This window comes from Stenotrophomonas sp. HMWF023, assembly GCF_003060985.1.
GTDB lineage: Bacteria > Pseudomonadota > Gammaproteobacteria > Xanthomonadales > Xanthomonadaceae > Stenotrophomonas > Stenotrophomonas lactitubi.
On sequence record NZ_QAIJ01000294.1, the window covers coordinates 53250 to 67037 of the forward strand.

The window sequence follows — 13788 nt, forward strand, 5'->3', positions numbered from 1 at the left end:
TTTCCTCCCCTGAAGGTCCGGTTTCGATGCGAACGATTGCGCGCTTTCCCCGTATCTCGCTGCTTGCCCTGCTGATTGCTCCCGCACTGGATGCCCTGGCTGAAGCACCTCAGGGCGATGCCGCCGATACGCGAAGCGCCGACGCGCGGACCCTGGACCGGGTGCAGGTGATCGGCCAGGCCACCAGCTATGCCAAGACCTCGGTGCGCCAGGAAACCTTGAACCGGCAGACCGTGTTGAGCAGCGTCAATGGCGCGCTCAACGAAGTGCCCGGCGTGGTCGTCAGCGAAGCCGATGCCACCGGCTCGTCGGTCTGGGGCACGCAGATCAGCATGCGCGGCTTCGTCACCAACCGCGATACCCAGCAGATCGGTACCACCATCGACGGCCTGCCCAATGGCGGTTCCGGTTATGGCGGCGGCTCGCTGGCCAATCGCTACATCGACACGCTCGACCTGGAAACGGTGGAAGTGAGCCAGGGCACAGCCGATATCTCCTCGCGCTCGAACGAGGCGCTGGGCGGCACCCTGAACTTCCTCACCAGCGATCCACTGCAGGAACAGCGCCTGCGCATGGTGGTGGGTGCCGGTGACAACGAAGCGCGCAAGTACTACGTGCGCTACGACACCGGCCTGCTGGGTGGACATACCCGCGCGTGGATCAGCGCATCGTCGGCGCGCGTGCATGACTGGATCGATGGCACCGGCCACACCAGCAACGACAACATTGCCGGCAAGTTCATCACTGAACTGGACCGCTGGACCTTGACCGGCTACCTGTCCTACAACGATGCCGACGAACCGGAGTACACCAGCGTTTCACCGAAGGGCTTCGCCACCAATCCGGACCGCGACGGCCTGGTTGGCACCCTGACCGGCATTCCGTATCTGGACCAGAACTACCGCTCCGGTTCACGCGCACTGCGCGAGAACACCTTTGGCTACCTGCGCGCGGCCTTTGATGGCGGCAACGGTTTTAAAGCCTCGATGGCCGCCTACGGTCACCGCATGCAGGGCCGCGGTGACTGGCTGCCACCGTACCTGGCCGATGTCAGCGACGATGGCGCCGGTCGCCCGCAGTCGGAATACCTCGGCGGCAGGACGGCCTACGGCGGCAGCAATCGTGGCCAGATCTACTTCGTGAACCCCGATGGCAGTTCCGCCCAGCGTCTGGCCAACTGCACGCCGCGACTCGGCTTCAGCGCGGAGTACGACCCCAACTGCTACGCCGGCAATGTGCAGGGCGCGCAGTCCTACCGCCACTCCCACTACGACAACGATCGCATTGGCGTCACCGCCGATGTTGAATGGCGGCAGACTTTCGGCGCGATCGACAATACGATCCGCGGTGGCCTGTGGGTGGAGAAACTCGACCGTTCCGTGCGCCGCGACTGGCACCGCCTGCTCAACGTCGGCCAGGACATCGCCTTCGACCACCAGCCCTACTGGGTGCAGTTCGAAGACAAGTACAAGGTCGATGAGCAGATGTACTACGTCGAGGACGTGGCCCGCTTCGGCCCGTTCAGCGCGCGCCTCGGCGTGAAGCAGTTCTTCGTCGACCAGTCGCGTCGCCGGGTGATCGGCGCCGCCGAGAATGTGAAGTCCGATTCGAAGTCCGATCCGCTGCTGTCCACCGGCTTCACCTGGGCCCCGGGTGTGGAGGGCATGGAGCTGTTCGCCGGCTACTCGCAGAACTTCGCGGCGATCCCCTCCGGCGTGCTGGGTGAAACCGATCCGCAGCGCTTCCGCAACGTCGAACCGGAAACCGCCGACAACATCGAACTGGGCATGCGCATCAGCCGCTGGCCGCTGACCGCCTCGGTCACCCTGTACAACATCAAGTTCGACAACCGCATCGTCTACCTGCCGGCCGGTCTGGTCAGCGGCATCGACTACCTCGGCGAGACCGATGGCGTCTACGAGAACTTCGGCGGCGTGGAGAGCAACGGCCTGGAAGCAGCCTTCGGCTACGGCTGGGACAATGGCTGGCGCATCAATGCCGCCTACACCTACAACCGCTCCAAGTACCTGGGCAGCGGCAACGACGCGCGCGACAAGCAGCTGGGCATCGTCGACGGCGCCAAGGTGATCGGCCAGCCCGAGCAGATCCTGGTGGTGTCGGCCGACTGGCAGGGTGAGAACTGGAACTTCGGCCTGTCCGGTCGCTACCTCGGCGAACGCTACCTGGATGCGGCCAACGTCAACAAGCTGCCTTCGGCCACCGTGTTCAACGCCAACATCGGCTTCGACCTGCAGGGCCTGTCGCCGCGCCTGAAGGGCATGGGCGCCAACCTGGTGGTGAGCAACCTGACCGACAAGCGCTATCTTGCAGGGGTGGACGGCCGCGACAACGCGTTCATCGGCGCCCCGCGCACCGTCGGCATCTCCTTCCGCGTGGACTTGTGAGTGTGACCCTGTGACCGATACCGGCCGACGCCGACTGTTGCAGGCCGGCGTCGCCGCCGGCCTTTCGCCGCTGCTGCCCAGCATCGCCCGGGCAGCAGCGATCGCCCCTGCTTCGCGCACGCGCAGCCTGCAGGACCTGCAGCACATCGTGGTGTTCATGCAGGAGAACCGTTCGTTCGACCACTACTTCGGCACCCTGCCGGGCGTTCGTGGTTTCGGCGACCGCTTCGTGGCCCCAGCATCGCCCCTGCCTGGCAGCGACCGCCCACGCAGCCTGTGGCTGCAGCCCGATGCCAGCGGGCAACGCGCGATCGCTCCTTTCCCGTTGGATACCGCTGCGCACTTCGGCTACATGCGGGTGGAGGGTACGCCCCACACCTGGCCTGACGCACAGCAGGCGTGGGACCACGGACGCATGGCGCACTGGCCCAAGGCCAAGCAGAACCATTCGATGGGCTACTTCCAGCGCAGCGACATGCCGTTCCAGTTCGCCCTGGCCGATGCGTTCACCCTCTGCGATGCCTACCACTGCGCGATGCAGGCCGGCACCAACCCGAACCGCGTGTTCCTGTGGACCGGCCACAACGATGCCCAGGCCCGCGCAGGCGGCCCGGTGATCGCCAATTCGCACGACAATTTCCCCGAGCAGGGCGGCTATCCGGAGTCGTATCGCTGGACCAGCTATGTCGAGCGGCTGCAGCAGGCCGGTGTGTCCTGGCAGATCTACCAGGACATGGCCGACAACTTCACCGACAACCCGCTGGCCGGATTCGAGGCCTTCCGCCAGGCGCACCGCGGCGACCCGGGGCATGACCCGGAGTTGCGTGCACGCGGCGTCAGCACCCGTGGCCTGGCGCAGCTGCGCGAGGACGCGGTCAGCGGCCGCCTGCCGCAGGTCAGTTTCATCATCGCCGATGCGGCCGGCAGCGAGCACCCCGGTCCCTCCAGCCCTGCGCAGGGGGCGGCCTATACCGCACGCGTGCTGGATGCGCTGACCGCCGACCCGGACGTCTGGAGCCGCACCGCCCTGCTGTTGATGTTCGATGAGAACGATGGCTTCTTCGACCATGTGCCGCCACCGGCACCGCCCTCCCCGCTTGGCGATGGCTGGGCCGGTGCGTCGGCGGTCAGCACCGAGGGCGAATACCACCGCAACCGGGCACCGGGCGACGGGAAATACGATGCCGCTGAGCTGCGCGGTCGCCCCTATGGGCTCGGCCCGCGCGTCCCGTTGTATGTGATTTCACCGTGGAGCCGTGGCGGCTGGGTCGACTCGCAGGTGTACGACCACACCTCGGTGCTGCGTCTGATCGAGCGACGCTTCGGCGTGGCCGCGCCGGACATCTCGCCGTGGCGGCGTGCGGTCTGCGGTGATCTCAGCAATGCCTTCGATTTCGCCCAGCGCGACACGCGCCCCTTCGTCAAGGCGCTGCCGGATGTCACCGCCGTCGCAGCGCGCGCCGCCGCCCTGCCCGGCCGTACCGTGCCTGCGCTGCCCGATGGCCTGCATCCGGCCCGCCAGGAGCCGGGCGTGCGTCCGGCGCGGGCACTGCCCTATCGGCCGCAGGTGCAGGCCACGTCGATGGATGGCAAGGGCATCACCCTGCAGCTGGCCAGCGATGGCGCCACGGCCGTGCTGCATGTCTACGACCGCCTGCACTTGGATGCCATCCCGCGCCGTTACACCGTGGTACCGGGTGCCCCGTTGCAGGATCGTTGGCCGCTGGATGCACAGGGTCGTTACGACCTCTGGCTGCTGGGGCCGAATGGATTCCATCGCCACTATCGCGGCGATGGCACGCTCGCGCCGCTGCATGCACAGGTGGAGCGTGCGGACGGCCAGCTGCGGCTGGTGCTGCGCAATCCATCGCCTTCAGCGCGCAGGGTCCAGGTACAGGGCGGCGCCTACGCGGGCCACATGCCTGCACGGGAACTCCAGCTGGTGGCCGGCGCGGAAACCGTACTGGCCTGGGACCCGACACCGACCGCAGGCTGGTACGACCTGATCGTGCGCTCGCAGGGCGTCGAGCAACGCCTGGCCGGTCGTGCCGAAGATGGCCGCCCTGGTACGAGCGACCCCGCCATGGGCACCGCACCGTTGCGCTTCGAACACGGCTGAGAGTACTTCCGTAGAGCCGGGCGCTTGCCCGGCTCTACAGGGCAGGACAGCCGGCTCAGTCCTCCTGCAACCCCGGTCGACCGTGCTCCACTGCATAGCGCTTCCAGCTCTGCAGCGTGCCGTTCGGCCGCATGACCGTATCAAGGGTCTTCATGTCACCGATCCAGGCATCGCGGGTGACATCACACAGCACGTAACCGCGCGTGTCCGTCGTCGCCTTCAGGTGCGGACTGTGCCGCAGCTGGTTCTCTGCATACGCATCCACGCCCTGCCCGTCGGCGCCCGAGCTGATCGAGGTCGCCAGGAACTCGCTGGAGATCACCCCGGAATCGGTGTTGTCCTGCACCAGATCGCTGGCATAGTGACGGTGCGCATCGCCACAGGCGGTCACCACGTTGCCGAAGCCCACCTTCTGGATGTGATCAAGCAGGCGCCGGCGGCTGGACAGATAGCCGGACCACTGGTCATCGGAAGACTGCACCACGCCGTCCTTCTCGCGCATGTAATTGCCCAGTGAGACCTGGTGCGCGATCGCGTGCCAACGCGGCGCGGCATCGGCCAGGCCATCGAACAGCCATTGCTCCTGCTTCGCACCAACAATGCTGCGCTCGGCAGATTCCACCTGTCCGCGCTGCGCCATGTCCACCTGCTTGCTGCGGTACTGGCGGGTATCGAGCAGGTGCAGGTCCAGCAGCGTGCCGTAGCGTGCGCGACGGAACATCTGCATATGACCATCGCGCGGGAACGACGAAGCGCGCAACGGCATGTTCTCGTAGTACGCCTGGAACGCCTGCGCGCGGCGCAGCAGGAACAGTTCGCTGGGCGTACCGTCCTGGTCTTCGGCACCCGCCCAGTTGTTGTCCACTTCATGGTCGTCGAACGTCACGAACCACGGTGACGCGGCGTGCGCCGCCTGCAGGTCCGCATCGGTCTTGTACTGCGCATAGCGGCGGCGATAGTCGTCGAGGGTGTAGGTCTGCGGGCCGACATGGTTGCGCAGGTTGGTGAACGGCTGACCATTCATCTTCCGCACGCCGGTCTGGCTTTCACCCTCATAGATGTAGTCGCCGTAATGGAACACGAAATCGAGCGGTTGCTCGGCAATGTGTCGCCAGGCCGTATAGTGCCCCTCCTCGAAATGCTGGCAACCGGCCACCGCGAAGCGCACGCGCTTGATCGGCGCGTTCGCCGCAGGCAGGGTGTGGGTGCGTCCGATCGCACTGGCATGGCCTCCCACGGTGAAGCGGTACCAGTACGGCCGCCCAGGCAGCAGGCCATCCAGTTCCACGTGCAGCCCATGGCCAAGTTCGGGGTGGGCCAGCGAGGTTCCCTGCCGCACCACGGTGCGCATGGTCTCGTCCGCGGCCACCTGCCATCCCACCACCATCGGCCGGGTGGGCATGCCGCCATCGAACACCAGGGGCTCGGTGGCCAGCCGCGTCCACAGCACCATGCCGTCGGCCGACGGATCACCCGACGCCACGCCGAGGGTGAAGGGCGTACTGGCAAAGCGCGGCGAGGCCAGCAGATTGCGCGGATTCAGTGCTGCTGCATTGCTCTGCGCAGCCAGCGCGCGGGCAGTCCCGGCCCACGCACCCAACGCGGAAAGTCCCGACAGGGCAAGGAAGCGCCTGCGATTGATCGTATCCAAGACGGCCGCCCTCAGTTGTAGATGATGTGGAAGTAGAAGAAGCGACCGTAGTCATCGATCTCGGTGCGGAAGCGTCCGTTCGGACCGGTGCTGTAGGTGGGCTGGGTATTGAACAGGTTCTTCGCCTCGTACTTCAGCGTCACGTGCTTGCTGACCTTGTGGCTGAAGGCCAGGTTGAAGGTCATGTACGGGTCGTAGTACGAGTCCAGCCACTGGGTATCGCCGAAGTCGACCAGCATGCGGCTGCGGTAGGTGCCGGACACGCGCAGCTGCGAGCTCTTCCACGGCATGCGCCAGATTACCGAGCCGTTCACCGACCAGTCCGGCTGGTACAGCAGGCGGTCCAGGCGGCGCTCGCTGCCATCGCTGATGCGGTAATTGGTCTGCCCATCCAGGCGGGTGGCATTGAGGTACATGTCGAAGCGATGGCGGCCCCACTGCAGATTGCGGTTTGCCACCGCGAACTCGACACCGCGCAACGTCGACTCATCGGTGTTCATCGGCTGGGTGACGCGGTAGCGGACATCGCCGATGTTCTCGAACATGGTCAGGGTATAGATGTCGTCCTTGATCACCTTGTCGAACAACGCGACCGAGACCAGGCCGTTGTTGCCGTTGAAATACAGGTCCCAGGCCAGGTCGAGATTGGTCGAGCGGCGCGGCTGCAGCGAGGCATTGCCCTGCTTGATGGTGCAGAAACCTCCACCCAGCTCGTCATCGCCACAGCTGGTGCTCGTGGCCTGGGCGATGTTGCTGGGTGTCGGCCGGCCCAGCGTGCGGCTGGCGGAGAAGCGCAGGCGCTGGTTCTCGCTCAGCTTGAAGGTCGCGTTCAATGACGGCAGCAGGTTGTTGTAGTCGCCGCTGCTCTTGCGGAATGCCGAGGTGTAGGTGGTACCGCCATCATCACTGAACGGGCTGAACGCATCGAAGGTGGTGTGGTCATAGCGCAGGCCGCCGATCAGCAGCAGCCGGTCCCAGGCGTAATGCGCCGAGACGTAGGCGTTGGCGATGTCTTCCACGTACTTGTAGTCGCTGGTGAAATCGGCATTCGGGTAGGCCGCATCGTTGTTGCCCAGCTTCGGGTACAGCTCGTCATGCCACTTGCGGTTGTCGATCAGCGGGAAGCCGGGGACGCTGCCAAGCAGCGTCGAACCGGGATACAGATAGTCGTTCAGGGTCGCGCTGGTCTTGTAGTAGTCGAAATCGATGTCCTGCCAGATCTTCAGGTGGCGATACTCGGCACCAGCAGCGAGACCGAAGCCGCGCGCATCGGCATCGATGTTGTAGCTGAAGTCGGCACGCAGGTTGTCGATGCTCTCCTTGGCGTCGCGCGGCGAGATGTAGGCCTGCGTAGGATTGAGCTTGAACGCCGAGCTGGTCAGCAGACTGGAGTCCGAGACGCCCACCGCGTTCGGAAAGCCATGGCTGTCGTTGGCATAGTCGACGAACAGGTTGCTCGGGTACGCGCGTACGCCCCAGTAGACCTGGGTGTTGTGGAAGGTCTCTTCGGTGTGGCCGGCGCGCAGCGTCAGCCGCGAAAGGTCGCCGATATCCCAGTTGAAGCTGGCGATCGCACCGCGATTACTGCGGTCCCAGCGGTCATGGCGGTTCTTGATGTAGATGCTGTTGATCTGGGTGGTGCCGCCGTCCTCGGTCTGGTTGCGTATCGGGAACTTGGCGTTGCCATACAGATCGGTCTTGTTCATCGTCGAGTTCTCGTAGAACCGGTACGAGTACAGCAGCAGCGAGGCATAGAACGGATCGTCCGACGGTTTCCATTCCAGCTTGGCCGAACCACCGAAGTTGGTGATGTAGTTGGTGTAGGTGCCGGTGCTGAAGTTGCCCGGCGCGCGCAGGCCGTTCCAGCCTTTCGCCTCATCCGGGCCGGTGGTTCCATCGGTGAGGTACTTGCCGGCATCGTTGTAGTAATAGTTCGATTCGACCCAGCGCTTGACGCTGTTGCGCGAGCGCTGTTCATAGCGCGCGACAGCGACGATGCCGAACTGATCATCGGCACCGAACTGATTGGAGAACACCGCTTTGGCGCTCTTGCCGAAGTGTCCCAGGGTCTTGTGGTCACCACCCGCGCTGCGCCCCACGTTGGTCTCGGCCGTGGAATAGATGCCGGCCACGTCGGCGAACACATACTTGCCGGAGCGGTCAAAGGCACTGCGGCTGATGATGTCGATCACACCACCAATGGCATCCGGCGCCTGCTCGGCGCTGAAACTCTTGTAGATGTCCGTGCGGGTGCCGATGTCGCTGGGAATCAGCTGAAGGTTGTTCATGCGCTCGCCGGAGCCACTGCCGCCCACGCTTGCGATCGCGATGCCGTCGATGGTCGTGTAGTTGAGATTGGCCTGCACACCGCGGACGGTCACATAGCGCGGCTCTCCCGCATCTTCCACCGCACTCAGCCCGGGCGCGGCCATCAGGCTCTCGGCCAACGTCTCATCGCCGTAGCTGTCCATCTCATCGTAGATCACCGAATCCTTGATCACCGGCGAGGTCTTCTTCTGATCGATCACCTCATGGGCGGCGATCACCTTGATCGTTCCCAGGGTCGGAGCGACCACGGCTTCCGGCTGCTGCGGTGCCGGTGCGGCCGGCCTGTTCTCCCGCTGTGCCGGTGCCGCATCGATGGCGATCACGTTGCCATCCAGCACCGTGTAGCGCAGGCCGGTGCCGGCCAGCAGCGTGTCCAGCGCCTGCTTGACGGTGGCCCCCCGCGGTACCGCGCCCGCCATGGGTGCATTGCCCGCGCCGGCGTACAGGAACTGCACGCCGGAGCTGCGTGACAGCTGCTCCAGTGCCTGGCTCAATGGCTGCGCGGCGATCGCTGCAGTGACCTTGGTCTCAAGCCCGTTGGACGACGCCGCCTGCGCATGCGCGCCCAGACAGGGAGACAAGGCCAGTACCACCGACAGATAGAGCTTCTTGCGCATCACGGTTCCTTGCAGGAGAGAGGATTGCTGCTACCGCGTCGGCATTCGACAGCGGCTTCTCCCAAGTAAGAGCCGGCATCGGCGGAAGTGGAGAACGCCGATTCGATGAATTTTTTCTGACAGCCCATCGCCCAACCGGGATCAGCGGCTGGAGACCCATACCGTGTCCTGTTCGCGGCGGATGACGAAGCGCGCGTCTCGCTGCAGAAATGCCTGCAGCGCAGCGACCCGGTGCGCCTCCAGGCTGCCCGACAGGCGCGCCGCGCGCGCAACGTCATCGGTCACCCGCACCTGCACCTGGTTGTGCCGGTTGAATGCAGCAGCCACCTCGTCCAGGCGCTCATCACGGAACGACACCCGACGCTGCTGCCAGTCCAGCAACATCGCCACCGGTATTTCCAGCGGCTGCACCGCATGGCTGAGATGATCGACCTGGACCACCCGCCCGGCGGGCAGCTGCGCCAGCCGGCGTTGCCCATCACCGGCGGTCCAGACCTCCACCTCGCCGGATACCACGCCGATGCGTGTGCTCTGCAACCGGCGCGATACATCGAACACGGTGCCGATGTCACGGATCTGCAGATCACCGACCCGTACCTCGAAGGGCCGGCGATCCGCTGCGATATCAAACGTGGCCTCGCCCTGCAGCAGTTCGACGCGGCGGCTGAACCAGCCGATGGTCACCCGCAGACGGCTGTCTGCATTCAGCCGCACCTGGGTCCGGTCAGCCAGCACCACCTCACGCAGTTGCCCGTGCCCGGCGACCAGCATCTGTTCGCGCGGCATCAGCCACGGCAGCAGACCGGCCACCAGCAACAGTCCGCACGCCACCGCAGCCACCCGCCTCCAGAGCGGCCGGCGCGTTCGTGTTGCAACCACGGCGCGCGGCGCGGGCACGGGCGCGGCAAACAACGGCACCACTTTCGCCGTTGCCGGCAGCATCTGCAGCACTGCCCTGCTTCCCTGTTCCTGCGGGTGCACCGACATCGCCGCGCCCACCTGCCGGTGCAGATGCAAGGCATTCAGGTACGCGCGCACGTGCTCGGGCGAGCCCTTCATCCACGCCATGAACTCGGCGCGCTGCGCAGCGCTCAGGTCACCCTCGCGGTTGCACAGGAACCAGTGCGCAGCCTGTTCGGCCACCTCGTCATCCATCGCTGCAGGCTCCTGCCGGTTCATCCGTCCTTCCCGGCGCCCAGCGCCTTCCTGCAGGCATCCAGGCCCTTGCCGATGTGCTTGCGCACCATGTGCACCGACACATCCAGCTGCGCCCCAACCTGTTGGCAATCCAATCCTTCGCGGTAGTGCAGTTCCATCACCCGCCGCGTCGTGGGTGGCAGTTGCGCGATGGCGCCGCGGATCCCGCTCCAGCGCTGCGCCCGCTCGAAATCAGCTTCGATGTCCTCCTCGCTGCGAAGTACCTCGGCCAGCAGGTCGACGTCCTCGATCTGCGGCAGGCCGGAGCGCGAGCGTGCCTGCTCACGGGCCAGGTTGGCTGCCACGGCGAACAGATAGGCTTCAGGATTCTCGATCGCCGCAGCGTCTTCGCCGGTGCTGCGCAGCAGGCGCAGGTAGACCTCCTGCGCCAGATCCTCGGCATCGGCAGCCTGTGAACCACGCCGAAGGAAGAAGCCACGCAGCAGGCGGCGCCGCAAGGCGTAGCTCTTCTCCCAGACCCTGACGCTGTTCACAACCGACCAACCACCCCGAGGCTGGAAAACCCAGCAGGGTGCACACCGACGATGACAACCGCATTGCAGCGCCGCCGGCTAAAGCGCAGGTTCGCGCAGACCCAACCCTCACCTGTCTATCGGCCAACCCATGCGCCGCCTACGCTTGTCTCCCCGGCAGCCACCAAGGCCGCCCCCGCGCCACGGCCCTGCCGGCGCGACTCCGCTCCAGAGCTGTCGCCCTGCCGGCGGTGTCGCGCAGATGCCGACCGGCGCTCTCTGGAGACGCAGCATGAACCAGGCACACTTCCCTCTCGACACCGATCCGCAGGAAACCCGCGAATGGCGCGAGTCGCTGCACGCGGTGATCGAGGCTGGCGGCCGCCCCCGCGCGCACTATCTGCTGGACCAGCTCGATGAGCTTGATGTGCAGCAGCATGGCGACCTGCACACCCGCGCATGGACCGCTTACACCAACACGATTCCACCCGAGCGCCAGCCCGCCTACCCGGGCGACCTGGACATCGAGCGGCGGTTGAACGCGATGATCCGCTGGAACGCGATGGTGATGGTGCTGCGCGCCGGCAAGCATTCCAATGTCGGCGGCCACATCGCCACTTACCAATCCGCAGCGGTCATGTATGACGTGGGCTTCGATCATTTCTTCCGTGGCCGTACCGACACCTTCGACGGCGACATGATCTACATCCAGGGCCATTCCGCACCCGGCATCTATGGCCGTGCCTTCGTGGAAGGCCGCATCAGCGCCGAGCGCATGGACAACTTCCGCCGCGAGGCTGGGAGCGAGGGCCTGTCCTCGTATCCGCACCCACGATTGATGCCGGAGTTCTGGCAGTTCCCCACCGTATCGATGGGCCTGGGCCCGCTGACCGCTGCCTATCAGGCCCGTTACATGCGCTACCTGGAATACCGCGGGCTGAAGCAGCACCAGGGCCGCAAGGTCTGGGCCTTTCTCGGTGATGGTGAAATGGACCAGCCCGAATCACTGGCGGCCATTTCGCTGGCCGGGCGCGAGCGCCTGGACAACCTGGTGTTCGTGGTCAACTGCAACCTGCAGCGCCTGGACGGACCGGTGCGCGGCAACGCCAAAGTGATCCAGGAACTGGAAGGCACCTTCCGTGCTGCCGGCTGGAACGTGATCAAGGTGATCTGGGGCGGTGGCTGGGACGACCTGCTGGCACGCGATCACAGCGGGCTGCTGCGCCAGCGCATGATGGAATGCGTCGATGGTGACTACCAGACCTTCAAGTCACAGAGCGGTGCCTATGTACGCGAGCATTTCTTCGGACGCTATCCGGAACTGCTGGCGCTGGTCGCGCACATGAGCGACGACGAGATCTGGGCGCTGGCGCGAGGTGGCCACGACCCGCAGAAGGTGTACTCCGCCTACCAGCAGGCAGTGAACACCACGGGCCGGCCGACCGTGGTGCTGGCCAAGACGGTGAAGGGCTTCGGCATGGGTGAGGCCGGCGAAGGCCAGAACATCAATCACCAGTTGAAGAAGATGAGCACCGATGCGGTGCGCGCTTTCCGCGACCGTTTCGATCTGCCGGTCAGCGATGAACAGCTGGAGGAAATGCCGTACCTGCGCCCGGCGCCGGGCAGCCCGGAGGCGCTCTACTTCACGCAGCGTCGCCAGGCGCAGGGTGGCCAGCTGCCGGCACGACTGGCACAGGTCGAACCGCTGCCGCTGCCGCCGCTGTCCACGTTCAACGTCCAACTGCAGGGCAGTGGTGATCGCGGCCAGTCCACCACCATGGGCTTCGTGCGCATCCTCACCACCCTGCTCAAGGACCCCGAGCTGGGCAGGCTGGTGATCCCGATCGTGCCCGATGAATCGCGCACCTTCGGCATGGAAGGCCTGTTCCGGCAGATCGGCATCCACTCTTACCTCGGCCAGCTGTACACGCCGCAGGATGCCGGCCAGCTGAGCTATTACAAGGAAGCCAAGGATGGCCAGATCCTGCAGGAAGGCATCAACGAATCCGGCGCGATCTGTTCGTGGATCGCCGCCGGTACCGCGTACGCCAACCACGGCCTGGCCACGATTCCGTTCTACATCTTCTATTCGATGTTCGGCCTGCAGCGCGTCGGCGACCTGGCCTGGGCCGCGGCCGACGCGCGCACCCGTGGCTTCCTGCTTGGCGCCACCTCGGGCCGCACCACGCTGATGGGCGAAGGCCTGCAGCACGACGATGGCCACAGCCACGTGCTGTCTTCGGTGATTCCCAGCTGCGTGTCCTATGACCCGACCTACAATTTCGAGCTGGCGGTGATCATCCACGACGGCCTGCGCCGCATGTACGTGGACCAGGAAGACATCTACTACTACATCACCCTGCTCAACGAGAACTACCCGCACCCGGCCCTGCCCGACGGCGCCGAAGCCGGCATCCTGAAGGGGCTCTATCTGCTGCGCCCCGCCGCTGCCGACACCATTGCACAGCCGCGCGTGCAGTTGATGGGCAGTGGCTCGATCCTGCGCGAGGTGCTGGCCGCCGCCGATCTTCTGCAGCAGGATTTCGGAATCGCCAGCGACATCTGGAGCGCCACCAGCCTGACCGAACTGCGCCGCGACGGCCTCGCCGTCGAGCGTTGGAATCTCCTGCACCCGGCTGACGAGCCGCGCATTTCCTACGTGCAGCAGTGCCTGCAGGACCATGCCGGCCCGGTGGTGGTGGCGACCGACTACATGAAGATCGTCGGCGACCAGATCCGTCCCTTCGTCAACGATCGTCGCTTCATCGCACTCGGCACCGATGGTTTCGGCCGCTCGGATACACGCGAATCACTGCGGACGTTCTTCGAGGTCGATCGCCACTTCATCGTGCTGGCGGCACTGAAGGCCCTGGCCGATGACGGACATGTCGAACGGAGTCTGCTGCAGCAGGCGATAGACCGGTACGCGATCGATACCGGCAAGCGCGACCCCGCCGCCGCATGAGCCCGCAGCAACGGCATCCGTAGAGCCCGCCTC

General features: G+C 65.4%; 7 protein-coding genes. 3 read left to right on the top strand and 4 right to left on the bottom strand.

The window, feature by feature from the left end:
* Positions 1-26: 26 nt before the first annotated feature.
* Both DBR20_RS16865 and DBR20_RS16870 read left to right on the top strand, forming a co-directional pair.
* Entirely contained in the window at positions 27-2405 is a 2379-nt protein-coding gene (locus tag DBR20_RS16865; protein WP_108267094.1) for a TonB-dependent receptor, read from the top strand.
* A gap of 10 nt (positions 2406-2415) precedes the next feature.
* Positions 2416-4524, top strand: coding sequence for a phospholipase C, phosphocholine-specific (locus DBR20_RS16870; RefSeq protein WP_108267096.1), 2109 nt, complete (start codon positions 2416-2418; stop codon positions 4522-4524).
* A 55-nt stretch (positions 4525-4579) separates the two neighbouring features.
* Here DBR20_RS16870 and DBR20_RS16875 read toward each other — a convergent pair whose 3' ends face one another.
* From DBR20_RS16875 to DBR20_RS16890, 4 genes are all read right to left on the bottom strand, one after another.
* Entirely contained in the window at positions 4580-6175 is a 1596-nt protein-coding gene (locus DBR20_RS16875) for an alkaline phosphatase D family protein (protein WP_108267098.1), read from the bottom strand.
* 11 nt (positions 6176-6186) lie between these two features.
* On the bottom strand, positions 6187-9120 hold the full coding sequence (locus DBR20_RS16880; protein WP_108267100.1) for a TonB-dependent receptor: 2934 nt from the start codon (positions 9118-9120) through the stop codon (positions 6187-6189).
* A gap of 141 nt (positions 9121-9261) precedes the next feature.
* A complete protein-coding gene (locus DBR20_RS16885; RefSeq protein ID WP_258223405.1) occupies positions 9262-10275 on the bottom strand; it encodes a FecR domain-containing protein in 1014 nt (337 codons plus the stop codon).
* A 20-nt stretch (positions 10276-10295) separates the two neighbouring features.
* Positions 10296-10811 (bottom strand): sigma-70 family RNA polymerase sigma factor, encoded by a 516-nt coding sequence (locus DBR20_RS16890; protein ID WP_108267103.1) that lies wholly within the window; start codon positions 10809-10811, stop codon positions 10296-10298.
* A 271-nt stretch (positions 10812-11082) separates the two neighbouring features.
* Between DBR20_RS16890 and aceE the strand changes: the two genes are divergently transcribed.
* A complete protein-coding gene (aceE, locus tag DBR20_RS16895) occupies positions 11083-13755 on the top strand; it encodes a pyruvate dehydrogenase (acetyl-transferring), homodimeric type (protein WP_108267105.1) in 2673 nt (890 codons plus the stop codon).
* Positions 13756-13788: the final 33 nt, after the last annotated feature.

What these genes read in the sequence shown, in the direction of transcription:
- DBR20_RS16865 (WP_108267094.1), top strand. Translation starts at nt 27, where the DNA reads ATGCGAACGATTGCGCGCTTTCCCCGTATCTCGCTGCTTGCCCTGCTG.
- DBR20_RS16880 (WP_108267100.1), bottom strand. Translation starts at nt 9,120, where the DNA reads ATGCGCAAGAAGCTCTATCTGTCGGTGGTACTGGCCTTGTCTCCCTGT.
- DBR20_RS16885 (WP_258223405.1), bottom strand. Translation starts at nt 10,275, where the DNA reads ATGGATGACGAGGTGGCCGAACAGGCTGCGCACTGGTTCCTGTGCAAC.
- aceE (WP_108267105.1), top strand. Translation starts at nt 11,083, where the DNA reads ATGAACCAGGCACACTTCCCTCTCGACACCGATCCGCAGGAAACCCGC.